Genomic DNA, 24,411 nt, shown 5'->3' with positions numbered 1-24,411 from the left:
CACTGGAAATATCTCACGCTCGCGGTGCTGTTTGTCAACGTGTCGGTCGGCGGCATGCTGACCGCCTATGCCGCGCCTCCGGTGCTGATGGTTGCCGCCGCCTGGGGATGGGACAGCGCGTTTATGGCGGCGCAGTTTGGCTGGAAGGCGGCCATTGCCGTGCTGGTCAACGCAACAGGCCTGCTGCTATTCATGCACCGCAAGCTCCCGAAGCACGCAGAGCGCAACGACGCGCCCGCCGCCGCGGTTCCCGTTCCGACGGGCGTCACGCTGATACACACCGGCTTTCTCGTCGCGGTGGTGCTGTCTGCCCATCACCCGGTTATCTTCATCGGCCTCCTGCTTTTCTTTCTGGGCTTCACGCAGGCATACGAGCAGTACCAGTCGCCGCTGATGTTGCGCGAGAGCCTGCTGGTCGCGTTCTTTCTCGGCGGCCTGATCGTGCTCGGGGGTTTGCAGCAATGGTGGCTGCAGCCGGTCGTCGCATCGCTCGATGCTTACGCACTTTATGCCGGCGCGCTTGGCCTGACGGCGATCATGGACAACGCGGCGATTACCTATCTCGGCTCGCGGATCGCGGGCCTTCCGGACCAGGCAAAGTACATGCTGCTGGCCGGCGCAGTTGCTGGAGGCGGTCTCACAGTGATCGCCAACGCGCCGAATCCTGCAGGATTCGCCATCGTGCACAAGGGATTCCATGATGGGTCAGTCAGCCTGCTCGGCCTGTTGATCGCTGCTGTCGTGCCGACGTGCGTCGTGTCCGCCACGCTGCTGTTGCTGTAAGCTGCCGCACCGCTGTCCGGCGGTGCGGCCAACCGGGTGCGATTCGATGCGGCGCGGTCGCAGGACGCCGGGCCAGGATGAATAACGTCTTGCGGCGATAGCCAACACCGGCCTGGATTTTGCACGAGACCTCCACGACTGCGCAGGTCGCGGCCAGCGGCATGATGAACGCGCGTGACGGCAGCCTGCACTTAGCCGCGCAGACCGGCATTCCATCCCCCTTCCAGTATTAGCGACAGTTTCTATTTCCGGGAGTTGCTGCGTGCTCATCGGGTTGTTGTTCGACTCGTCCACGTGGCTTCTTCTCCTTGTGGGCCTGGTGTGGGGCTTCACGGTCGTCGCGGACTCGGCGCAGTTTTCTGCGATGGTGACAGAGCTTGCAGACCAATCTTATGTAGGGACAGCCCTGACACTGCAGCTTGCCGTCGGCTTCATCCTCACGGTCGCAACGATCTGGCTCATCCCGTTGCTCGCGGACACCTTCGGTTGGCAATGGGGCATTTTCGGTCCTATATGCTTTTCGTTTCGACAACGGCAAAACAAAGTTCGGCAAGACCACGAACATTGAAGCCCGCACGGGAGACCATTTGGCCCATGGCATCACCGGATGCACGGGCGTAACCGTGGTCGTCGTTGCGTCGGAGAAATTGGACGAGGCCGAACGCTCCATGCTTCTGCACGTCGCTTCGAAGTACGAGCAGCATGCCAGTGAAGTCTTTGCTTCCTCGTCGAGCCAAGCGGACGACGAACAGATGATCCGGGAGGCCATCGAGAAGTTATTCACTGGCCACACAATCCCGTGTCGCGAGCGGGATGATGTAGCCGAGTACCAACGTATGCGAGAGGCTTGGGCTTCGCAGCACCGCGTGCGGAACCCGATTGCTAGCAACTCGGATCGGCCAGCCGATACACGATCGCCGCGTGAGCGATACCTCGCGTCGTTGCCTCCATTCCGGTCGAACCAAGAGCCAAATAATTCATAAATCACTGAATTCTGCGAAGCCTAGACCGCATTGCATCCGTCACCGTTGCGACAAAACCCGTGGCCACGGTCCCCTGCGGATCCGCCGCGATCGGCCATGAAGGGACATTGGGGAGTGTCTCGACGCGGACGCTCGAACGTCTCTTTCGCATTCGAGAGCAGACACGACGTCGGAGCATACGCAGAGGAGCGGTCGTAATGTGCCATCCGTAACCGACCAGCAGCGGCACGTCCGCGACGCCGATGTGCCGCCGTAGACGGCGGCTGGGGGAATTGAGTTGGCCACTGCCGCTACCACGCGAAGGCGCAATAGAAGGGCAGGCCCGCAAACAGGCGTGGGAAGGCGTGGGAAACCGTAACGGACAGTCGATGCTGGATCGCATTGCCGCACAATCAGTCATCCTTATGTTAAGCGTCTAGCCTGCGCCAATTAAAAAATCGACAATACCTGCCGACTATTGGCCGCCTCGAAGAGGCCACAAACCGCCTTGTCTTAGCTCGACTCAGCAGCTATGTTTAACTATCCGATTGACCTCTTTGCTCGTCCGTCAGACCGCCGCACAGAAAGGTAACGCTTCTCGACGGCGGCAGGAGAGACGCATCGCACCGATCGCACCGGAAGCGGCGACCGCATTTCCCGTACCACTCTGCTCGCTGGCCCGCCCCGGATGAGCTTCGCGTCAATCAATGGCACGTGGAACGTCCCTTCCTTGGAGGACGCGAAGACCTCAGGCGCCCGGGGCCGACTGACCGCGTCACCGACAAAAGGAGATATCAAATGCGCAAAATCGCTTGTGGCTGCTTTGCTCGGTTTGAGCGTAACGTCACTCTCATACGGTGGCGATGGCGACCGCTCCGACGGCCGGGAAAATGGCGAACGCGGAGAGCATCGCGTCCTGAAGGTCTTCGACGCTCAGGGTAAGATGGTCGGGCCACTGATCTCGGTCTCGAGCCCTCCCCGGACGGCCGGCGTCGTTCTCAACATTAACGGAGCCACCATTCTCGTACCGATTCAGCGGGCGTCCAACAGCGGTGGCCAGATTTCTGCGTCCCAGTATGAGTGGGCAGGCGACTTCAACCCCGCTAAATATCCAACTTCGGACTGCAGTGGGGTACCTGTTATTGATGATCTGTTCGCGAAATTGAGACCCGCCTCAGTCATTAGACAGGGTGCGGACGCGGCGGTGTACGTGGCAGCCGACACCTACTCAACGAACATCACCGTGAAGTCGTCACTGGTTGACGCCCATTGCCTTTCATCTTCTCCGTTCCCCTTTAATGTACCAGGCTGGCAGGCGGAAAGCACCTACTCGCTCACGCAGAACTACCCGGAGCCGCTGACAGTTCATTATTGAGCGCCCCATTGTTTCGTCCGAGCGGCCAGCCTGGGGCCCTCCCGTTGGTCCCCATCAAGATGTCGCGCGGAGCACTTCCTGATAGCGCGAGGTTCTCGTGAAGAACTCATAATCATGCGAATCGCGAACGCACAACTGACACGGCGGTCGGGAATGCCCGGGTTTGCTGCGCGGGTAGTCCACCGCGTGAGTGTCTGTTGTACATTGAAAGCGGCATCTGTAGTCTCGATGAGACGACGGGCCGAAGCGGGTCGCTGAGAGCCGATCACATCAACAACGGGCTCACCGTCGAACGCCCTGGCGAGCCGCTCCGAGCCGTTCCACCGATCCTGCCGGTTTCAAACCGGTAATCGCCATCACCACGCCCGCCGCCATGAAAGCCCCAGCCATCATGACGGCCGCGTGCAGGCCGCTGACCAGGTTGCCGGCCGTTCCGTCGGCAAGCGATCCGAAGACACCTACTCCGAGTGCGCCTCCAATTTGGCGCGCCGTGTTCAGCACGCCTGAAGCAATACCGACGGATCGCGGATCGACGTTCGCAAGGACCGCAGTATTGATCGACGGAACCGTTAGCGCGACACCGACACCGATCGCCAGCAATGGTGCCGTAATCGCCAGGTAACCGCTGCTGACCTCGATCAGTCCGAGCGACAGGAAGCCGGCCGCCGCCAGAGCCTGCCCGACCGCCATCGGAAGACGGTAGCCGAACCGTGCCGTGAGGGCGCCAGACGCGAGGTTCGCCACGGTCACAACGGCGGTCATCGGCAAGAAGGCCAGGCCGGTCTCGAGCGGCGTATAGTGCCGCACGCTCTGGAAGAAGAGGCTCATCGCGAACATCAGCCCGTAATAGCCGAAGTTGAGCGACAGCCCGATCGCCGAACTCACATTGATGGCCGGTATCTGGAATAGTGAAAGCGGCAGCATCGGATGCCGTTGCCGCTTTTCCACCAGCACGAACAGTAGGCCGAACAGGACAGAACAAGCAATACCCGTCCGCACAGCCGGACCTCTCCAACCCAGGCTTCCGCTTTCGACGAAGCCGAACAGCAGCGCGGCGAGCGCAACCACCGCCAATATCTGCCCCGGCAGATCGAAGCGGCGCGCTGCGTTACGGACAGTATCGGGCGCATGGGCTAGCGTCAGCCAGATGCCGGCAGCACCGAACGGCACGTTGATCAGAAAGATGCTCGGCCAGCCGAAACAGTCGACTAGCCCCCCTCCCACGACCGGACCGGCCCCGAGCGCGAGCGCGGCCGTTCCGGCCCAGATACTCACGGCCCTGGCTCGCGCCCGAGGGTCGGGAAAGCTCGCGTTGAGCAGCGATAGCGACGACGGCACGCACAACGCAGCCCCGACGCCCTGCGCCACCCGCGCCGTGACCAGCGTGGCCGCGCCGGTTGCGAAGCCGCATCCCACCGACGCCAAAGTAAATAATGCAAAGCCACTGACGAACACGCGCCGTGCCCCCAGCCGGTCACCGAGTGCGCCTGCGCTGAGCAGAAGGCAGGCAAAGGCGAGCGTGTAGGCATTGAGCACCCATTCCAGCTCCGCGGCGCTGACGGATAAGGTTTCCCGAATGCGCGCGAGCGCGACGTTTACCACTGTGACGTCGAGACAGATGATGACGAAGCCAAGGCTGGCGGCGAGCAAGGCGAGGCGCGGCGATCGCGTCGAGGGTCTATGCATGATGAGCGGTCCGGGTTGGGCGCGATACGAACGGGACCGTTCGAGCGTTGGCCATGACGCACTTTAATTCCCCCGTTATCATTGATAAAGCGTGTGCGGGTTGGCACAGAACCCACTAATATTGTGTAATGGATCTCCTCAAGGCAATGACTGTTTTCGTGCGCGTCGTCGAGTCCGGTAGCCTGACGGCCGCCGCGCTCGCGTGTGATCTGTCGCCCACCATGGTCGGCAACCACCTGCAGGCGCTGGAGGCCCGACTCGGCACACGACTGATCCACCGCACCACGCGCAAGCAGCAGATCAGCGCGTTCGGGCGGGCCTACTATGACCGTTGTGTCGAAATTCTCGGCCTTGTCAACGACGCCGAAAGCCTGGCGCTCGATCATCTTGCGACCCCGCGCGGACGCTTGCGCATCACTGCACCTGTGATTTTCAGCAACGAGTGTCTGATCCCAGCAATTGCGGATTATTGCCGACGCTACCCCGAGGTCCGGCTGGATGTCGTCGCCACCGATGCATTGACGGATTTGATTGAGGACGGATTCGAAGCGGCCATTCGCATCGGTACGCCGGGTAACCATGACCTCGTTGCACGTCCTCTGCAGCCGTATCGCCTCGTGCTATGTGCGTCGCGCGCATACTTCGATTCGAACGGCGTACCGGCGACGCCGGAGGAGCTTCGCTTCCACCAATGCCTCACCTACGCCTATCCACTTCGCTCCGAAATGCACGCGGCACAGCCCGAGTGGACGCTGTCTGGACCGAACGGAAGCGTAAGTGTGCCCATCGATGGACGCTTGAAGATCGACAATGCGGACGCCCTGCGCAGGGCCGTGCTTGCTGGCATGGGCATCGCAATGCTGCCCGCCATTCTCGTGGACACAGATCTCAAGACGAACCGGTTGCTCGAGGTACTGCCGTCTCATAGGCCCCCGGTCCGGTCGATCAATCTGCTCTATTTGCGTGATCGCCAGATGTCTCCGAAGCTTCGCAGTTTCATTGACTTTGTCGTGGAGCGATTCGGCAACATCTCCAATTCACCGGTTTGAATATACCCACGGGTCGTCCGGCCGGGTGCGGCCAACTGCGGCAGCCGGGATGAAACGTTATCAGGCCGCTTCGATTGATAAAGCGGCCTTTCATCGTCATATCTTCAAATGGGCTGCGCCATCGAAAATGCGTGTGCCACAGCCATCGTATCCAGTGCTTCGCGCAACAGCAGGATTTTTCCGTCGCGCGCCACCAGCCGCCCTGCGTACAACTGGCGATAGATTTTCCCCGTCGATGGCACGAGCGCTTCGACTTCATATTCGGCGAATACCTGCTCAGGCGTTTCGATCAGCAGCCGCGCATTTCTGAACGAAAAATCCGGTACTTTCGCGAGCAGCGAGGCGATGAAGCCTTCGATCGCTTTTGGCCCCTGTGCACGCCCGTCGATGCCAAGCGACTTCAGATAAGGGAGCTCCAGCACGCCATCGTCGGCAAACAGTGCGGCGGCCGCGCGTGGGTCACGAATCGATTCGAGATAAGCGGAAAGCAGTTGTTTAGCGTTGTTCATGATCGGCTCGATAAAAGCATTAACGGATGCGATTCATTGCAGATGCGTCTTCAACGCAGTCGCCATCTGCTGAATGGCGGCACGCGTCGGTGCGTCGGCAGCAAGCACGTTGAGCAGGCCGAAGTCGTGAATCGTGCCTTTGTACTGGGCCGTCGTCACGTCGTTGCCCGCCTGGTCGAGCCGATATCCGTATGCCTCACCTTCATCGCGCAGCACGTCGAACTGTGCCGTCTGGATGAGCGCCGGCGGCAAGCCCTTCAATGCGTCGAGCGAGGCGCGCAGCGGCGACGCGTAGCGTTCGTTGCGCTCGCTTTCGGCTCAGGAAGTAGCCATTTGCGAAGGCGTCGTACGAGGCATTGTCGAACACGTGGCTAGTCACCGGCCACATGAGGCCCTGGAAGCGGATTGCCGGACCTTGACGGTCCTTCGCCATCTGGCTGACGACCGCGGCTATGTTGCCGCCAACGCTGTTGCCCACGACTGCCAGCCGCGTGCCATCGACGCCGATCTCCGCGCCATGTGCGGCAACCCACTTCGTCGCGGAGTAGGCTTCGTTGATCGCGACCGGATAGCGCGCTTCGGGCGAAGGCGTGTATTCGACGAACACCGCCGCCGAGCCCGACTGGACAACGAGGTCCCGCACGAGACGCTCATGCGTCGGGTAGTCGCCGAGAATCCAGCCACCGCCGTGGAAGAACATGAACACGGGCAGCACACCGCGCGAATCCTGCGGCTTGACCACGACAAGCGACACGACCAGGCCGTCCTGCTCGATCGTGCGGCGCGTGACGTCGATGCCCGAGACGTCAACCGGCGCGCTGCGCTGGGCACCTGCCAGGACTTCGCGCGCTTCGGCGGGCGTGAGCGTCTCAATTGCCGGGCCGGTGGCGCTGTTCAGCGCGTCGAGGAAGGCAACAGTCGCGGTATCGGGCGTGTTCGGTGTGGCTTGCGTGTTCATCGTGATTCTCCTTTCGTTTGGTTGAGTGGCTTGCGACGTGATGTCGTGCAGCCGGTGGAAAGGAGAATACGGATCGGACAATATTTGCGAAATGGAATCGTTTGAAATCCATCATTGCATGAATGCAATGATGGACGCTGGCTGATCCACTGCGCCGATGCATCATTTCGGCCATCGCCATGTTGGCTCGGAAAGGTGCTCGGCAAAGTAATCCGACAGCGCCGCGACTTTCGCGGGCCGCGCGCGCGCCGACGGCGTGACGAAGTAAAGACCGCCCTTCGTCAGCGACCAGTCGGTGAGGATCGCTTCGAGGCGGCCATCGGCCAGATATTCGCCCACGATGAATTCAGGCAGTTCGGCGATCGCAAGGCCGTCGAGCAGCGTGGGCAACAGCGCATCGGCGTTCGTCACGCGCAGCGGGCCCGTCGGCATCACCGGCTCCTCCTCACCTGCGTCGTTCGTGAAGCGCCATACAGCGCTACGCGCGCGGTACGCGTACGAGAGACAGGGGCGATCGGCCAACTCGCGCGGATGCGTGGGCCGTCCTTCACGCCTCAGATATTCCGGCGACGCCACCACGAATTGCGTGACCGCGCACAGCCGCCGCGCGACCAGAGATGAATCCGGAAGCGCGGCGATACGCAGCGCGGCGTCGAACCCATCGGCGACCAGATCGACCGACGCATCCGATAGATGCAGGTCGATTGACACCTCCGGATACGCGCGAAAGAAGCCCGGCAGCAGCGGCGCAACCCAACGCAGCCCGTACGACATCGGCACGGCCAGACGCACCTGCCCGCGCGGCTGCACCGACATTTCGCGCGCCGAGCTTTCCGCCTCCTCGGCCTGGCGATAGATCTCGCCGGCTTTCTCGCTGATTGTCCGGCCGAACTCGGTGAGCGAGAGCTGGCGCGACGTGCGATTGAAAAGCCGTGCGCCCAACCGCTCCTCCAGGCGGGCGACACCACGCGAGACCGTGGCGACCGACACCCCCGTCGCGCGCGCGGCAGCCGCAAACGACCCGTGCTCGGCCACCTTCGCGAACATCGCGAGCCCCTCGAAATCAGGTAGTTGAGCCATTTCCCTCATCTTTTCAATTATGCAACGTTTGTTTGCGATTAATTCTATTTCGAAAAGATCGGGCCGTCGATATTCTCCTCACATCGCAGCACGCAACACCAACGCAACCCTCACCGATCCAACGAAAGGAGCAATACCATGGCACGCAAACTCGACAACAAGATCGCACTCGTCACCGGCGCAACCAGCGGCATCGGTCTTGCCACCGCCCAACGCTTCGCGGCCGAAGGTGCGCACGTCTATCTCACGGGCCGCCGTCAGGCTGAACTCGATGACGCCGTGAAGGGCATTCGCGAAGCCGGTGGCAAGGCGACCGGCGTACGTTCGGACTCCACAAAGCTCGGTGAACTTGACGCGCTGTATGCGCAAATCAAGGAAGAACAGGGGCGCCTCGACGTGCTGTTCGTGAACGCCGGCGGCGGTTCGATGCTGCCGCTTGGCAGCATCACCGAAGCGCACTACGACGACACCTTCGACCGAAACGTGAAGGGCGTGCTGTTCACGGTGCAAAAGGCGCTGCCGCTGCTCGCCGAGGGCGCATCGGTGATTCTCACCGGCTCGACGGCGGGTAGCGCAGGCACCGCGGCGTTCAGCGTGTATTCGGCTTCGAAGGCGGCGGTGCGTGCCTTTGCACGCAGCTGGATTCTCGACCTCAAGGAGCGCCGCATCCGCGTGAACACGATCAGCCCGGGCGCGACTCGCACGCCCGGCCTGCTCGATCTCGCCGGCGACGATGCTGCCCAGCGCCAGGGTCTCGCCGATTACCTGGCTGCCCAGATCCCGATGGGGCGCCTCGGCGAGCCCGGCGAGATCGCCAGCGCGGCGCTGTTCCTGGCCTCGGACGACGCGAGCTTCGTGAACGGCATCGAATTGTTCGTCGACGGCGGCCAGCAGCAAATCTGAGCGTGGCTCGGGCGCGCGGGGTGCGGTGGATGCGGTCTTCGACGATCGCGACCCACGCCCGGCGCCCCTCGAATCGAGCGCCATCATGATGGAACATCGGCCTTTTCTTGCGCTTGGCGCAATCCGCCGCGGCTGCGTTGATGTCCGCCAGCATTTCCGCGCGGGCGACTCCGGGCACGCCGACCATGCGCCGCTCGGTCCGCTCTATATGTGGAACGACGTTGAATTCGCGCCGCACTCGGGCCTCGGCCCGCATGCTCACCGCGACGTCGAGATCGTCACGTGGGTGCGTTCGGGCGCCATCACTTACGAAGACGACACGGGCAATCGCGCGCGTCTGGTCGCCGATTCCGTCCATGTGATGAGTGCCGGCGCAGCGATCCATCACGCCGAGCGCAACGAGGAAAATACACCCGCGCGGCAGTTCCAGATCTGGCTCCGTCCGCACACACCTGCCAGTACAACGCGCTGCGCGACGCGAGTCTGTGCGCCCGGATGTCGCGAGGGCCGATTCGTTACGCTGGCGAGCGGCGATCCGGAGGATGTCCGCGCCGGCGCGTTGCCCATTCACGCCGACGCACGTGTGCGTATCGCGACGCTGCGCGAAGGCACGGCGATGCAGCACGTTTTGCCGATGCCCGGTTCGGCTTATCTGGTTGCGGATCATGGGCGACTGGACGTAGGGCCGATCAGGCTGGCGCGACGCGATGGCATTGCCATTCGCGATGAAACGCGGCTCATGCTGAGGGCGCGAGACGACACTGATGTCGTGATTGTCGAGCTCTTACGCTAGGACAAGGGCTCCATTAGGGCGTGCCGCAACCCCATTCATTGCTGTTTCCGACTTCGAGAACCGCGCCTGTGAGAGTTAGGTGGCTGTTTTGGGGTGAACTGCAGACGTTGATACTGACGTTGCCTATGGCGGAGATGGGTCGGGTGTCGCCGATCGCGACCGGCGGTGTTCAGCCCCTCGCCGAAGTTTGCTGTCGGACCGGGTTCGGCCATGAGCGGTCGTTCACGTGAGTTGTCGGTTGGCCGTTCTGGCGACGGCTCTCCGCAGCAAAGCGGCCACCCCTTTCTACGCTGAACTGCCGCAAGGTTTTGCGGTTACGTTCGAGAGCCACCGGTTTCCCGGCTTCACATCCCGATTGATTCCCGTGGTTCAGATCGTCGCATCGGCTTCGGCGATATGCCGCACGACGGCCGCATTGACCTTGTCGGCGTGCGTGACAGGCCCCATGTGTCCCGCGCCTTCGACCACTGCAAGGCGCGCCGCTGGCAGCAGCATCGGCAACCGCTCGGCGATCGCGCGCGTTGGAACGGGTGCGTGCTGTCCGCGCATGATCAGTGCCGGAACACGCAGCGTGGCGTACGCGTTGGCGGGCGTGTGCTCGTCGAGCAGCGCGCGGAAATCGAGCGGTGCCTTCGGAGCCCAGCGTGTGAGCGCGGCCTGCACCGAGGGCCGCAGCGCGTCCCACGCGCCCAAGCCGCTCCAGTAATCGACGAACGTAGCCGCGGCGCCCCGATAGTCGCCGCAGCTCACGCCATCGGCGGTGCGCTTCGAAATTGCAATGATTTCTGCGAGCGCATGCGCTCCGTACGAGCCCATCATCTTGAGCAGATGAAACGCCGATGGCTCGTAAAGCGTCAGACTTGCGATACGTTCAGGTCGCTCGAGCGCTGCACGCAACGCTACACCACCGCCATACGAGTGACCTACGAGATGGACCTTGCCGCACGAGGCATCGATGATGCCCACGGTCCTCGCCGCCTCGTCGGCAAGTGTGAACGCGCGCTCGCCGCTCCATGGGCCCGTGCTTTCGCAGCCGTAATGCTCGGGCGTGACGAACGCGTGGCGCAAACCAAGGGCCTCCCCGAGCTTTCGCCATTGAGCGGCTCCCGACCCAGAGCAATGCAGTGCGATTACCGACGTTGCAGATGTGAAGGCTTGCGATGCAGCAGTGCAATTTATGTCGTTCATGAACTTCGAAAATCGGGTGGACGGTTGCTGGACAGGGCATTTCAACGCTTTGGGTAGCGCGGGTCGCTGGCGATGGCCGGGACTTCACGCGCATGCCACGGCGCCCGGACCGATCGATAGCGGACAGGTCTGGCTGCCGCCTCATCAGTCGATTTCATATCAATGCAAGCGGCGTTCAAGTTCCATCATGTCGACGACGAGTCCGAGATGAACGTCCCGACAAACTGTTTTCAGCTCGGTCGAGCGCCTTTTTCGATAACGGCATATGGTCTCCGATGGACCACGCAGTCGATTGCGCATGGGTGTTGGTGTGAACGCCGTGCACTTGCAGACTCTATGCCATATCTCGGCAAGCATTGTCTGGCGGACCCTTTGGCTGCCACCGGCGGAACTGATCGGGCGAAACGTCGTCGAGTGGCCGACAGATCCTCAGCTCGACCTTGGGCTTCGGCAAACGCGTGTCTAACGTCTCGTGTGCACAGGTGAGGGATTGTCGTCACGTGTGCCAGTCCCACGAGGACAAACGTCGATGGGCTGACTTCGCTGGGTGCGGCTGCAGCGAAGTCAGCAGTGACGAAACACGGCATCGAAACGGCACGATCAACTCCCGACAATACGACGCGCAGATCAATCTACTGATGCGGCAATCCTGCCTCTCACTCAGGATTTACATTCGTTCCACCACGACTTCGAGATACTCGCTCGGCAGGACAAGTGTTGCATCGTTCGACCGGTTCCCGTCCTCGATCAGTGTGATCAGATCGGCGAGGAATGCCGCCTGCCGTTCCCCTTCGAGTGAGGAGAACGCCTTGTTCATCGGCCCATAGAACGTGCGGAACACCTCGATGAAATGCGCCGACGAACGGTAGCGGAACGTAAAATCGCGGCTGATCGCAGTGATTTTCCGGGAGGTGCCGTCGAACAACTCGTCGAGGCGCGTCTTTGTGCCCCAGAGCGCTGGCGAATTCACGCCGGCCGGCGGTGGAATGTACTTGCCAATCGTCTTGAATAGCTTCCCGATGAAGCTATCTGGCGTCCAGTTGGCGAGGCCAATCCATCCTCCAGACTTGCAAACACGTGCGAGTTCGGCCGCCGCTTTTTCCTGATCGGGGGTGAACATCACACCGAAAGTCGACATCACGATGTCAAATGAAGCATCCGCGTAGGGCAGCGCTTCAGCATCAGCTTCCTGGAACTGCACCCGGAGTCCTTCAGCCTGTGCGCGCGCACGACCCGAATCGAGCAGCGAGGCGACGTAGTCAGTCGACGTGACGTCGCACCAGCGGCGCGCGGCAGCAAGCGTCGCGTTGCCGTTACCTGCGGCGACGTCAAGCACGCGACTGCCGGCGCGCAGATCAAGCGCCTCGCACAGGTTCTCCCCGACGATTTGCAGAGTGGTGCCAACGACGGCGTAGTCGCCAGTCGACCAGGCTGCCTGTTGACGGATCTTGACGGCGGCGAAGTCTGCAACGGGTGCGAAAGCGGAATCAGCAGCGGACATAAATATCTCCTGAAAGACGGGCGCGACGCATTCGAAAATGCGTGGTTCCCGCGCCTCAATTGGCGCCGCGAAATCTTGATTTGAGCGTGCCCGCGCGACGATCGGGCAAACCACACGGGATCCGAAAATCGGCCTGTCGGAAATGCCGAGGTGGCGCCGGCACGATGTGTGACGTATAGCGCTTCGGGCTTTCAGAATGTGACCTTTGTTGCAGAATCGCGTGAGTGCCAGTATCAGCACGTCAGTCGCATGGAGGAATGACCGGGCGTCCAGATGTTTTGCCCGGGACGCCGAAAATAATGGGCGGATTCCGTCGCGCAGCGGCCGGCGCGATTTTGAGCGAATGACTCTTCGACCATGGCAGATTCGCGAATTCTTAAGGCGAGCCGCATCGATCCGCTGGCGGACGAGTGACGAGTCCGACGTGATTTGAATGCAGGCAGAGTCGGGGCGCGGTCGACCATCGGTCGCTGTCCGGCCACGAGCGGTCGCACATCAGGCCTCGACGACCGTATCGTCAGGACATGGGAGCGGTCCTTCGCCTTGAACGCGGGGCGAGCGCTTCTAGTTCAGACGACGAAGCACGAGGTGAACCGATCCGCCCCCGACCGCTGATACTGGGCTCGTGATTCTTAGTTGATTGTTGGAGACTGCGACCAAGCGAACCTGATCTTCTCCGTCCCAGTTCGGAAACGTGCTGCCATCGTAGTGAATGTGCATCTGTGCTGAGCTCTCGTCGATGGAGTAGCGACCGAAATACGCGATGCTTCCCTGGACAATCGCCTTGTTCTCCTCAGCGGTATCTGTCAGCCAAGCTGAGAGGCCCGGCCGAGATGGTCCCTACGCGCCATTTCATGAGGGCGTCCTGCAACACTTCTCCCGTCAGCTCAATCGACGGTCGTCAGGTGGGGGAATTTGAAGTGACCATACCCCGGCGGAATTTGACCGACCGCCGGGGATGAGTTCGCAAAATGCCTCTTGAAATTCAACGAAAGTCGAGGCTGCGTCTCCTCGTATCTCAGTGGTTTTGGTCTCATCTGACGGAGTTGGATTTCCTGAAAGACCGGCTGTCAAAAGCGGAAAAGTCCGCACATCTCAACTTCAGCAGCGAAGACTTCTTTCGAATGAGTGAGGAGCGCACCGAATAAGAGCCCCGCTATCCGAACTGTGGTGTGCTTCGCTTCGACCGTTTGCGCGAAGACGGTGAAATTCTGCACCCGTATTCGATCCGACGCGACGAGAGCGTCGAATGGTTCATCAGGGTGTTGCTGCTATTCCCGCGTACATATCCCGAAATCCGTGAACGTGGATCCATTGCTCTTCCCCGCGCGACTGAAGCGAATACTACGTGTGACGCCGCATGTATTTTTACGCTCGAGATTCGTGCCGAATTGCACGCGCGCAATGAACTATGCTTTTTGAGTGATGGTCAGCGTCGAGTTCCGATTCCCTCGGCAAGTGACGCACGAAACAAGGGGCTGGCTCATGAGCGCAACGTCCAGCTGTCGCACACACTACAGGCAGGTTGCAGATCTTCCGTGCCCGAAGGGCCTACCCTTTCTCGGCAACCTGCATCAGTTGTCACCCACGAAGCTCCACCTCGTCCTGGAACATTGGGCGGAAGAGCTCGGGTCGCCTTTCAGATTCCAGATCTGCCGAATGCCTGTGACGGTCTGGACAGACCCGGAGTTGTGCCAGACCATCATGCGCGAACGTCCTCACCGATATCGCCGGTATGCGTCAATTGAGTCGGTGCTGGCGGAAATTGGCTGTAATGGGCTTTTTTCCGCTGAGGGTGCCGCGTGGGAACCTCAACGCAGACTCATCATGCAGGCGCTGTCGATCCCGCATGTCAAGGCTTTTTATCCGAGCCTGAAAGCCATCACTGAGCGGCTTTACCTCCGGTGGCAACGCGCAGCGGCGCAAGGGACTATCGTCGAGATGACGGAAGATCTTAAGCGCTACACCGTGGATGTCACAAGCTCCCTTGCTTTCGGTGAGGACCCCAGGACGCTTGAAAAGAATCGCGGCGTAATTCAAGAGCACCTCGCTCTGATATTCCCAATGTTGATGAACCGCATCAACGCGCCATTCCCATATTGGCGATATGTGAGGCTGCCTCGAGACCGCAGACTCGATAGTGCACTGCTCGAAGTACACCGGTACGTCCGCGATATGATGCGGCGCGCACGCGAACGAATGCGGGATGATCCTTCAGACTCGCCACGCCATTTGCTCGAAGCGATGCTGGCCTTGCGCGATGCGCCCGGTTCTGGCGTAACCGACGATCAGGTCGCGGCAAATGTTCTCACGCTGCTGCTTGCAGGCGAAGACACGACCGCCAACTCTGTCGCATGGACGCTTCTATACATTGCGGCCGATCCCGATTTGCAGCAGCGCCTCTTCGAAACCGCGCGCGGCGTACTTGGCTCGGCACGCGTTTGCCCGGAATACAGCTCGTTGAAGGAGCTGGATTTGTTTGAGGCGGTTTGCACTGAAACCGGCAGGCTACGTCCTGTCGCTGCTGTGAACTCGTTTGAGCCGCTGGAGGACGTCTGCCTCTCCGATATCATGCTGCCGGCAGGCACCAAGATGTTTTTCTTGAATCGACCCGCCACGCTCGACGAACGTAATTTTTCGCATCCCGAGCAGTTCGACCCCGATCGCTGGCTGCACGAACCGGGTCACCGGCGTGAGACGCATGAGCCCCGCGCCTACCTGCAATTCGGAGCTGGCCCACGAGTATGTCCGGGGCGGCACCTGGCCTCCGTGGAAATGCGACTGGTGCTGTCAATGCTGATTGCAAACTTCTCCGTCCGGATGGCTGTCGATCCAGACACGATAAAGGAGGTCACTGCCTTTACCATGGTACCGAGTGCTATGCCGGTGCATCTCTCGACACGTCAGCAGTCCGGAAATCGAGCGCTTTCGGGCGTCGCTTAGCTATGAACCACGTCCGACAAACGTTGTTACCTCTCTTCGTACCCGCATTGGCGCCACCTATACTGAACGGAATCCAACGCCCTGCGGGCGTCAGTGTTCGCGCGGTGATCAGGAGGGCAAGGTGAACAACAACACCGTCAACGGCGGCGAGGTGTGGCGGACACAGCGCCGCAGCAAGAGCGATTTGATGTCGTCGTCATCGGCGCAGGTCTTCCTGGCTGAACCACCGCGCGGTTGTTCGCGTTGAAAGGCTTGCATGCCGCGCTGGTGGAACACCATGCTGACATGGCGGCCTTCAAACAATTATGTACCCATTTCATCCTGGCGTCGGCCACACCCACGCTACGGCGCGTGGGTCTGGGCCGCCTGATTGAGGGTGCCGGCGGGCTGCGCAACGGGTTCGAATGGCAGGAGAGTGACTTGAAGCCGTCTCATGAACGGGCGATACCTGAACGTCAGTTGAGGCCGATGACGAGTCCATAGACGAAGGCCCGGTATGTCCCTTCCAATCTGATACCTGTCGTTGGAACCCGGACGAACCGACCGTCAGCAATGGGTCGAGCACGGCCGATTGTAATCGCCGTCGAAAACCGGGACCGTTCGCCGGACATCGATTCGTCCGGTTAATCGATCTGGTCGAGCGAACTGCGGGGCTCGGTATTTCAAATGTCGAGTTGCAGTCGCGAAGGATTCGATTGCCGAAACAATGCGCTGGAAACCTTGAACCCTTTGCAACCGAATGTGCTCAGCCGCACACATCCCGATGAAACCCATTTGCATCGGGCGAATGTCGCCGCATTAAACTCCCCTGACGCGCGATAAATCCGGCCGCTCAAGTCGATTACTTGGTTGGGGCCACCCAACAAGGCTTAGTACCGAGGGTTTCCGGGCTGGCTCGTTTGTCACCGTCAAGACCCTTTGCCGCTTCCATGCTGCGTAACGCTACTCCGAAGGAGGAGCGACATGACCAAGGTCCGTGCCCGCGCCTATACCAGTCCCACGCTGGTCCTGCTTTGCTTTGACTGGGCCGATGGGGACAAGCACCCCGATTTCCTGGGCTTTTCAATCAAGCGCTCGCCTGGCTACGGAAAATCAGGTGCTCCGCAGTACCTGTATAACAAGCTGGACTTCACACCGCCAAAGAGTGGTGCAAAGCCCAAGCTGTCCAATCGGGCTCCGATTCAAAAATTCAACTGGTGGGACGGTGGTATCGGTCCATCGGATGCCGGCAAAACCTTCACCTACACCATCACCCCCGTGCTAGGTACCGGCCCGAGCAACCTGCAGGAACAGCAGGCGGATGCCATTGACCTGAAGGTTAAATTACCCGAGACCGTCGAAGGAGGCATCGGCAGTTACTTCAACCGAGCGGTTGTCTCTTCACAGTCTTTCTTGAGCATTGCCAAGAAGTCGCTTAACGCTCAAATGACCTGGTTGGCCAACGGCATCGAGAATGCCGTGCCCGACTTTCTCTCCAGCAACGCCGACCATGTCGCCGGCGCTATCTACCATCTGACGGATCAGTGGAAAATCATCCCGGCCATGAAGAAGTACAAGGGACAACTGTCGTTCAGCTACTTTCTCAAGACGGGCAGCAAGGGCGATGAAGACAGCAAGCCGGCGGCCGACCTGTTGGCCAATGGCAAGCGCATCTTCACCCCGCGTTCCAAGATCTCTTCCCTGATGCACGATAAGTTCATCGTGGGCTTCAACGGTGGGGCGCCCACGCGGGTGCTCATGGGCTCGATGAACTTCACCCCCGAGGCTCAGACCGTCCAGGCCAATGTTCTGCACACTTTCGAATCAAAACAGATGGCGGCCCTATACGCCAACCGGCACGATTTGCTGCTGAACGATCCCACTACGGCCGCCACAGCGAAGGGGACTCTGCTGTACCCCGGCAGCCAGTGGAAATCGGTTACTGATATTCCGGATAGCAAGATCCGGATTTTCTTCTCGCCGGAGAAGACGAAGTCCCGCGTCTCTATCGATACCATCATCCAGGCGGTCAGCTCTGCAAAGTCTTCGGTGGTGTTTGCGTTGTTTTCCCCCACCGACAAGCCGTTACTCGATGCCCTGCTTGCCGCTGGCGATCAAGGCAAGATCATGCTGGGATTGCTTAACAGCATTTCCAACCCGGAATCCAAGGCCAAGAAAGCCGGTAAGCCACTGACTGCGTCCCAGCAAGTGGCGGTGACGGTCTACCACCGGTCGCGCAAGGACAAAAAGGTGATCCCCTTCGGCGCTTTCTCGAAGAATGCTCCTCGGTCTTTTCTGCCTGAGCTAAAGACCATTGACACCTCCAGCTTCAGCGCAAAGCAACCCGGCGGGAAGATTCCGCCGGTGCATGTGCATCACAAGTTTGTGGTGATAGATGCGGACACAGCCAATCCGATTATCTATACCGGGTCGCAAAATCTGAGTGTCAACTCGGTGTCAAAGAACGACGAGAACCTTTTGGAGATCAAGGGCAACACTGCCCTAGCGGCGGTGTACTTTGCCGAGTTTATGCGGCTGTACAATCACTACCGCGCCCGGGCCGTCTGGGAAGCACAACACGGGGCGAAGGCTAAAGGCTCGAAATCCGCGCATGATCCATTGGTGCTCAAGGTTACGCGGGATGAATGGGTGAACGAGGCTTACAAGAAGGGAACAGCCGAGTATGCGGCGCGAACAAGGTTGGCGTGAATCTCTTGTGGGTCGAGCTGAGCCCGTTGTCGTGGGACAGGTTTCGGCCAGTTCCCGTCATTCACTATCGACGGAGAGTAGTCATTCAAGCGACCGCTTTGCTCTGGTAGTTGCCCTTGAACCGGCAACGGCGCGACCGCGAGAAGCGGATCGACCGCGGCCCCTTGGAGGCTCAGCGTGACGCGCCCGGCACCACCAGGCCGCGACGCGGAATGGGGGTGGAGAAGACGATCGAGGTTCGCGTCTCGCCATAGCTGTTGATGGAGGCGAGAAAGCGCTCCAGTTGCTCAAGGCTGGGGGACACCACGGTCACGATGTAGGAATCGGCGCCGGCCACGTGATGGCATTCCAGCACCTCGGGCGCGCGGCGCAGCTTGTCGAGAAAGCTATTCTTGCCGGGCTGCGGCACGGTGATGCCGACAATGGCGCGCACGGCGTAGCCGGCCTGCACCGGATCCAGTTCGACACCCAAAGAGCGCACCACGCCGGAGTCCTTCAGACGCTTGAGTCGCTCCACAGTGGCAGGCACCGACAACCCAGCGGCAAGGGCCAGGGTCTTCAGCGGTGCGCGCCCATCCTCCTGTAGTGCCATCAGCAGCGCCCAGGCTTTGGCGTCGAGTTGCAGTGCTTCGGTCATAACGGGCTTCTACCTGAAAAATCGAAAGTTGATTGGATTTTGGGTTGGTGTTTTATTCTGTGCAACTTTTCGATGCCGTCGGATAATTCTCGACATGGATCTCATCTTGTCGTCACCCGTACCCGTGCTATTCGGCCAATCGCTACTCATCGGGCTGTCGATCGCCGCGCCCGTCGGGCAGATTGGATTGCTGGCCATCCAACGCACGTTGGACCATGGCCGCCCTGCGGGGCTCGCCACTGGATTGGGGGCGGCATTCGCCGACGCAGTGTACGGCGCCATCGGCGCGTTTGGCGTCAGCGGACTGATCGGCTGGTTGTTGAGCCTGAGGCTATGGCTGGGCCTGTTCGGTGGCGGCTTCCTGCTATGGCTTGCCTGGCGCATCGCCACAAAGCGGGCAGTGCGCAGGGTGTATACGTGCCCGCCGACCAGCACACTACTGCGCTACGTGGCCGGCACGTTTGTGCTGACGATGTCGAACCCGACGACCATCCTGTCGTTCATGGCGGTGTTCGGCGCGCTGGCAGGCCGCGCGCCATCGGTGTCGCCTTGGGTGATGGTGGTCGGTGTACTGGTGGGCTCGTCGCTGTGGTGGTTGATCCTGTCTACCGGTGTGAGCCAGTTGCGCGACCGTTTCGACGAACGTTGGCAACGCGCCGTCAACCTATGCTCAGCCGCGCTGCTGGCTGGACTCGGGCTATGGCAGCTTGGCCAGCTCACCATATGATCAATGGAGGATTAACCCATGGCGCACCGTCTGCACGCAAGCCACCGAATCGTAGTCGACGCCGCGGTCGACCAAGCCTTCATGTTCTTCACGCCGGCCGGCGAGGAGCTGTGGGTTGACGGCTGGAAGCCAACCTACGTCTACCCCCGCGACGGCCGCACAGAGTCCGGTATGGTGTTCACCACTGGTCAGGGTGATGAGCTGACCATCTGGACCCTGGCTGACTTCGACAGCAAGGCCCACCGATCGCGCTACTTACGCTGCACACCGGCCTCGCGCACCAGCCTTGTCGACGTGCGTTGTGTCGCAATCGACCAGGCGCGCACCGAAGTATGGGTGAGCTACGAGCTCACCGCGCTGAACGCTGCGGGCGAACAGGCGATCGAGGATTTCGTTGGCGAGCGCTTCGCTGCAATGATCGACGACTGGGCACGTAAGATAGCAGCTTGTCGCGAGTTGCTGCTGGCAACTCCAATCCGCTGAAGCGCTCGGCCCGTGGCTGCAGCAGCTTCACGGCTTCTGCGACACCGACGTACACCGCCAATTGCGAGCGGTGCCGGTCAAATCCGCGGATTGCGGACTTGCTGTCGCCACACTGGGCTTGCAGCAGGACGCAGGGCAGCCTGTCACGCAAATTGATCAGCTCGCGGACGGATGGAGAGTCCAATGCTCTCGCCGCGGCGCGACAGTCGGCTTTGAGGCAACGAATCCGGGGAGCAGCGTCGCTGCGTTGTCGCCGGGCGGTATACGGCCGGGTGCAGCGCGCATGTATTGCCCCGACTGTGGGTGCCGGCGATCGGCGGCATGCGACGTAACGGCTCATTCGTACCGGAACTGCGAATGTCGCGCGTCTCCGTCGCTAGAGCAGTTGATACGATTTAAGTGCCGCCGAATCGCTTCACCGAACCGCCTTTTTTCCGACGACAATGGCCGATCTTCACACGCAAATTGCAAACAGCTTCAACGCGCAGGGGTTGATGCTTACACTTGGCGCACAGCTTCTCCTCGTTAAAGACGGGGAGGTGCAGATCGGCCTACCTTTTTCAAGTCAACTGTCTCAGCAACACGGCTATCTCCATGCGGGCGCTACGTCGAGCATTCTAGACAGCGCATGCGGATACGCAGCGCTGACGAAGGTAGCGCCTGACTTTGAAGTCGTCACAACAGAATTCAAAATTAATCTCTTGCGGCCAGCTGTTGGTAAGCGCTTTCTGGCTATCGGACGAGTACAGAATGCAGGCAAGACCCTTACCGTCTGCACAGGTGAAGTCCGGGCGTTCTCCGGAGTTGGGGACGAGCATAATGTGATTGCAATCATGCAGGCAACGATCGCTAACCTCCGTCGGTAACGATTAACACCGCCGCTGTTGCGAGAGCCGCTAAGTTTTATAACGGCTGGTGTGTGATCGAAAGCCGTCGTTGGCGGACGACGCGTTGAGCGGCCGTATTGGGGTGGCAAGGTGACGGTCCAAAAAAATGCGCAGACGTGCCATGAAACGCGAGGTTCGCCGCGAGATTGCGGCGCGGGTCCTTACGCGAACACTGCGCAGTGCTGCGCCGAAGCCGGCGCGAGCTGTGCACCGCCGTTAGCGTCAGCGTCGCCCACCTGAAACGCCGCGGCCGCGCGTTGCAGACTCATCGCCTGCTCCTTCAGCGACTGTGCCGCGGCCGCCGCCTGCTCGACGAGCGCCGCGTTCTGCTGCGTCATGCTGTCCATCTGCGTGACCGCGAGATTCACCTGGTCGATGCCAGCGCTCTGTTCCGCCGCGGCCGCAGCGATTTCCTGCACGACACCGGTCACACGCATGATCGCGTCGCGCGCTTCGTCAATCGTCGAGCCGGTGCTTTCGACCAGCGCTGCACCACTGCCGACGCTGCCCACCGCATGACTGATCAGCTCGCGAATTTCCTTCGCCGCGGCCGCGCTACGCTGCGCGAGGCTGCGCACCTCGCTCGCGACGACTGCGAAGCCGCGGCCTTGCTCGCCCGCGCGTGCTGCCTCAACCGCAGCATTCAGCGCGAGAATGTTGGTCTGAAATGCGATGCCCTCGATCGTCGCGATGATCTCGACCATGCGACCCGATTCGTTCGAGATCCCCTTCATCGCCGCGACGGCCTGCGTGACCATGTCGCCGCCGCGGTTCGCGATTTTCGCGGCGCCGGCCGCAAGCTCGCTGGCAGTGCGCGCGTTGTCTGCAGTCTGGCGGACCATCGCCGTCATCTGCTCCATGCTCGACGCCGTTTCCTGCAACGACGCCGCCTGGCTCTCGGTGCGCGACGACAGGTCCGCGTTGCCGTTCGCGATCTCGTTCGCGCTGCACGCGACGTTGTCGGACGCATGCTTGATCTGGCAGATGGTACCCGTCAGCGCGTCGCGCATCCGCTGCATTACGTGTAGGAGGCTCGACGTGTCGCCGTTGCGCGTGCGGATCGCCACCGTCAGGTCGCCCGATGCGATCGCGTCCGCCACGTTGGCCGCATAGGCCGGATCGCCGCCGACCATGCGCGCGATGCTGCGGTTCGTCACCGCGACGAGCGTCACGAGGACCGTGGACACGGCCACGAAGATCGCGCCGATCAGCCACAACGACGCCATGAACGCAGCGTCGATGTCGTCAACATAGGCGCCGGTTGCGATGATCCAATCCCACGGCGCATAGCGCACCACGTAGCCGATCTTGCCGACCGCCTGTGTCGACGCCGCGCCTGAATGCGGGAACACGTAGTCGACGAAGCCGCCGTCAGGCGCCTGTGCGGTCGACGCGAACGTCACGTAATGGTGACGGCCGTCGGCATCGGCGCTGCCCGTGAGATCCTTGCTTTCGAGTGCCGGCTTGATCGGATGCATCACCATCTGCGGCTTCGAATTGATCACGAGGAAGTAGCCGTCTTCGCCGTAGCGGACGCCGCGCAGGCGTTCGAGTGCCTGCTTGCGGGCATCCGCCTCCGGCAACGCGCCGCTTTGCGCCAGCGCCGCATACTCCGTCACGATGCTGAGTCCGACGTGCGCGATGTTCGTGAGGTCGTGCTTACGTTCTTCGATGCGCGTCTCGCGCGACTGCCACGCCGCCGATACGGAGACGGCGAGCAACGCGACGAGGCTGATGATCAACGGCAGCCAAAGCTTCTGCGTAAAACTGAGCTTGTGCATCCTGAGTCCTCGTGCAAATGAATGGAAACCGCGCAGGGCTGCCGGGCGAAGTGGCATGTGTATGGGCGCGCCGTGTGGCGCCGGCGCACTGTCCGGCGGCCATCCAGGTGGTTCCTGCTCGAGTTATCGGCGGATACGAGCGAAAGTTTCATCCCGTGAAACCCTCGGTTACCACCTTGCCAAGGCGTATCGGAGGGCCCTTGTGCGTCGGCTCCCACGGAGCGTCATCAGGCACCAGCCGGCCAGAAGCGGGCACTCGACCGAGGCTGCCAGATCGCTGACAATGCTGCTTTGCAGACTAACTGCGAGTTCGGGGACATAGATATGGGATACGACGTCCACATCACCCGCAAGGAAAATTGGTTTGACGAAAGCGGACTCAAAATTGGTATCTACGAGTGGAAGGCACTCGTTCAGTCCGACCCAGATATGCGTCTCGACGGTTATGCGAGTGCGATCGTTGGCGACGCCAACGTCCTGCGGATAGAGCGAGGGATTGGCCGTCTGGACAGCCCATGCCGGAACCGCTGTAAGTGGGAACATGGCGTGGTTTGATTTCCGGCAAGGCAATGTAGTAGTCAAGAATCCTGACGTCGCGATTCTCGGCAAGATGTGGCAGTTAGCACGGAAGCTCGAAGCAAAGGTACAAGGCGACGAGTGTGGAGTCTACGGCGCAGATGGCCGCGTTATTGGTTAGTTAGTCGTCACCGCTCGGCCAGGAACGGCCATCCGAACTGGTAGCCGAAAGCGGTCAGTCGCCGTTACACTCGGAAAGGAAACAGCCGACCGAGGCGCTATCCCCTAGTTCGAGCGCCACCTGCGCTATCGACCCTGCGAGATCTTCAGCCCGGACCTCTACAATTGGCGGGCGCATACGATCGTTGCGCTGCGGGCGACTGTCACGCCACGGAGGGAGCAATGCTCAAAGGTCGCTGTTTTTGCGGAGAAGTCCGTTATGAAGTATTGGATACACCCTTCAACTCCACAGTTTGTCACTGCGCAGACTGTCGCCGCGCATCTGCGGCCCCGTTCGTCGCCTGGTTTAGCGTCAAGCGATCCGAGTTTCGGTTCGTCCATGGCGAACCAAGGAGCTTCGCAAGCAGTAAAGCGGTTTTGCGAACTTTCTGCCCGGACTGTGGCACGCAATTGACCTATCAACACGACGATTTCCCCGACGAGATTGACATTACGACATGCAGTCTCGACGTGCCGGACCTGGTTCCTCCCGAGCATCACACTTGGACATCGAGCAAGTTACCGTGGGTTCATGTATCTGACGCCCTGCCGAAACACGAGGGCAGCTACTCCAAAGGCTGAATTCAAATGGCAGGGCTGCACGGCGGATTCAACCGGTCGATGCAACACAATGAACGTCGCCTGTCGGCGAGCCGACGAGCCACCGTTCAGCAGTTGATAACACCGGCGAATGTGATTGACGTGTAGAACGGTCTCCAGGCATGGGGCGCTAAAATTGTACG

22 protein-coding genes and 1 pseudogene are annotated in these 24,411 nt (G+C 60.8%); 14 read left to right on the top strand and 9 right to left on the bottom strand.

Annotated features, from left to right (window positions below):
- The 3 genes from HDG33_RS35205 to HDG33_RS35195 form a co-directional block, all read left to right on the top strand.
- Positions 1-783, top strand: a 783-nt coding sequence (locus HDG33_RS35205; protein WP_221311638.1) for a putative Na+/H+ antiporter, incomplete at its 5' end; no start/stop codon positions are given.
- Positions 784-1,045: 262 nt separating this feature from the next.
- Positions 1,046-1,351, top strand: coding sequence for a hypothetical protein (locus HDG33_RS35200; RefSeq protein WP_260330701.1), 306 nt, complete (start codon positions 1,046-1,048; stop codon positions 1,349-1,351).
- A 1,082-nt stretch (positions 1,352-2,433) separates the two neighbouring features.
- The gene (locus HDG33_RS35195) at positions 2,434-3,120 is read left to right on the top strand and encodes a hypothetical protein (RefSeq protein ID WP_184040565.1); all 687 of its coding nucleotides are present in this window, start codon (positions 2,434-2,436) and stop codon (positions 3,118-3,120) included.
- Between the two features lie 282 nt (positions 3,121-3,402).
- On the opposite strand, the gene HDG33_RS35190 is transcribed toward HDG33_RS35195, so the two are convergent.
- Positions 3,403-4,806, bottom strand: coding sequence for an MFS transporter (locus tag HDG33_RS35190; protein ID WP_184040564.1), 1,404 nt, complete (start codon positions 4,804-4,806; stop codon positions 3,403-3,405).
- A 128-nt stretch (positions 4,807-4,934) separates the two neighbouring features.
- Between HDG33_RS35190 and HDG33_RS35185 the strand changes: the two genes are divergently transcribed.
- Complete coding sequence (locus tag HDG33_RS35185; protein ID WP_184040562.1) at positions 4,935-5,855, top strand: LysR family transcriptional regulator; 921 nt, start codon at positions 4,935-4,937, stop codon at positions 5,853-5,855.
- A 104-nt stretch (positions 5,856-5,959) separates the two neighbouring features.
- On the opposite strand, the gene HDG33_RS35180 is transcribed toward HDG33_RS35185, so the two are convergent.
- From HDG33_RS35180 to HDG33_RS35170, 3 genes and pseudogenes are all read right to left on the bottom strand, one after another.
- The gene (locus HDG33_RS35180) at positions 5,960-6,364 is read right to left on the bottom strand and encodes a nuclear transport factor 2 family protein (protein ID WP_184040560.1); all 405 of its coding nucleotides are present in this window, start codon (positions 6,362-6,364) and stop codon (positions 5,960-5,962) included.
- Between the two features lie 33 nt (positions 6,365-6,397).
- Positions 6,398-7,322: pseudogene (locus HDG33_RS35175) on the bottom strand (alpha/beta hydrolase).
- A gap of 162 nt (positions 7,323-7,484) precedes the next feature.
- Entirely contained in the window at positions 7,485-8,402 is a 918-nt protein-coding gene (locus HDG33_RS35170; RefSeq protein ID WP_184040558.1) for a LysR family transcriptional regulator, read from the bottom strand.
- Between the two features lie 138 nt (positions 8,403-8,540).
- Here HDG33_RS35170 and HDG33_RS35165 point away from each other — a divergent pair, with 138 nt between their 5' ends.
- Entirely contained in the window at positions 8,541-9,305 is a 765-nt protein-coding gene (locus tag HDG33_RS35165) for an SDR family NAD(P)-dependent oxidoreductase (RefSeq protein ID WP_184040555.1), read from the top strand.
- Positions 9,306-9,390: 85 nt separating this feature from the next.
- Positions 9,391-10,098 (top strand): pirin family protein, encoded by a 708-nt coding sequence (locus HDG33_RS35160; RefSeq protein WP_184040552.1) that lies wholly within the window; start codon positions 9,391-9,393, stop codon positions 10,096-10,098.
- A 369-nt stretch (positions 10,099-10,467) separates the two neighbouring features.
- Here the strand turns inward: HDG33_RS35160 and HDG33_RS35155 are convergent, their stop codons facing one another.
- The 3 genes from HDG33_RS35155 to HDG33_RS38520 form a co-directional block, all read right to left on the bottom strand.
- Positions 10,468-11,286, bottom strand: a complete 819-nt coding sequence (locus HDG33_RS35155; RefSeq protein WP_184040549.1) for an alpha/beta fold hydrolase — start codon at positions 11,284-11,286, stop codon at positions 10,468-10,470.
- Between the two features lie 667 nt (positions 11,287-11,953).
- Entirely contained in the window at positions 11,954-12,787 is an 834-nt protein-coding gene (locus HDG33_RS35150) for a class I SAM-dependent methyltransferase (protein ID WP_184040546.1), read from the bottom strand.
- A 564-nt stretch (positions 12,788-13,351) separates the two neighbouring features.
- The gene (locus HDG33_RS38520; protein ID WP_184040576.1) at positions 13,352-13,597 is read right to left on the bottom strand and encodes a lipocalin-like domain-containing protein; all 246 of its coding nucleotides are present in this window, start codon (positions 13,595-13,597) and stop codon (positions 13,352-13,354) included.
- 615 nt (positions 13,598-14,212) lie between these two features.
- On the opposite strand from HDG33_RS38520, the gene HDG33_RS35140 reads away from it, so the two are divergent.
- The 3 genes from HDG33_RS35140 (at position 14,213) to HDG33_RS35135 (ending at position 18,418) form a co-directional block, all read left to right on the top strand.
- Positions 14,213-15,730, top strand: a complete 1,518-nt coding sequence (locus HDG33_RS35140) for a cytochrome P450 (RefSeq protein ID WP_260330700.1) — start codon at positions 14,213-14,215, stop codon at positions 15,728-15,730.
- A gap of 121 nt (positions 15,731-15,851) precedes the next feature.
- Complete coding sequence (locus HDG33_RS37875) at positions 15,852-15,977, top strand: hypothetical protein (RefSeq protein ID WP_260330699.1); 126 nt, start codon at positions 15,852-15,854, stop codon at positions 15,975-15,977.
- 716 nt (positions 15,978-16,693) lie between these two features.
- Positions 16,694-18,418 carry a phospholipase D-like domain-containing protein gene (locus tag HDG33_RS35135; protein WP_184040533.1) on the top strand — a complete coding sequence of 575 codons (1,725 nt, stop codon included), beginning with the start codon at positions 16,694-16,696 and terminating at the stop codon, positions 18,416-18,418.
- Between the two features lie 172 nt (positions 18,419-18,590).
- On the opposite strand, the gene HDG33_RS35130 is transcribed toward HDG33_RS35135, so the two are convergent.
- Positions 18,591-19,055: an Lrp/AsnC family transcriptional regulator gene (locus HDG33_RS35130; RefSeq protein WP_184040530.1), complete on the bottom strand. Its 465-nt coding sequence runs from the start codon at positions 19,053-19,055 to the stop codon at positions 18,591-18,593.
- Between the two features lie 94 nt (positions 19,056-19,149).
- Between HDG33_RS35130 and HDG33_RS35125 the strand changes: the two genes are divergently transcribed.
- From HDG33_RS35125 to HDG33_RS35115, 3 genes are all read left to right on the top strand, one after another.
- Complete coding sequence (locus tag HDG33_RS35125; RefSeq protein WP_184040527.1) at positions 19,150-19,782, top strand: LysE family transporter; 633 nt, start codon at positions 19,150-19,152, stop codon at positions 19,780-19,782.
- An 18-nt stretch (positions 19,783-19,800) separates the two neighbouring features.
- Complete coding sequence (locus tag HDG33_RS35120; RefSeq protein ID WP_184040524.1) at positions 19,801-20,265, top strand: SRPBCC family protein; 465 nt, start codon at positions 19,801-19,803, stop codon at positions 20,263-20,265.
- Between the two features lie 443 nt (positions 20,266-20,708).
- Positions 20,709-21,131: a PaaI family thioesterase gene (locus tag HDG33_RS35115; RefSeq protein ID WP_184040520.1), complete on the top strand. Its 423-nt coding sequence runs from the start codon at positions 20,709-20,711 to the stop codon at positions 21,129-21,131.
- Between the two features lie 182 nt (positions 21,132-21,313).
- Here the strand turns inward: HDG33_RS35115 and HDG33_RS35110 are convergent, their stop codons facing one another.
- On the bottom strand, positions 21,314-22,933 hold the full coding sequence (locus HDG33_RS35110; protein ID WP_184040518.1) for a methyl-accepting chemotaxis protein: 1,620 nt from the start codon (positions 22,931-22,933) through the stop codon (positions 21,314-21,316).
- A 324-nt stretch (positions 22,934-23,257) separates the two neighbouring features.
- Between HDG33_RS35110 and HDG33_RS37870 the strand changes: the two genes are divergently transcribed.
- Complete coding sequence (locus tag HDG33_RS37870; RefSeq protein WP_260330698.1) at positions 23,258-23,488, top strand: hypothetical protein; 231 nt, start codon at positions 23,258-23,260, stop codon at positions 23,486-23,488.
- 363 nt (positions 23,489-23,851) lie between these two features.
- Positions 23,852-24,250: a GFA family protein gene (locus HDG33_RS35100; RefSeq protein ID WP_184040516.1), complete on the top strand. Its 399-nt coding sequence runs from the start codon at positions 23,852-23,854 to the stop codon at positions 24,248-24,250.
- Positions 24,251-24,411: the final 161 nt, after the last annotated feature.

This window comes from Paraburkholderia sp. Cpub6, from assembly GCF_014201065.1.
Lineage (GTDB): Bacteria > Pseudomonadota > Gammaproteobacteria > Burkholderiales > Burkholderiaceae > Paraburkholderia > Paraburkholderia tuberum.
Note: the sequence above shows the minus strand (reverse complement) of the source record. Positions and strands in the feature narration are given on the sequence as shown.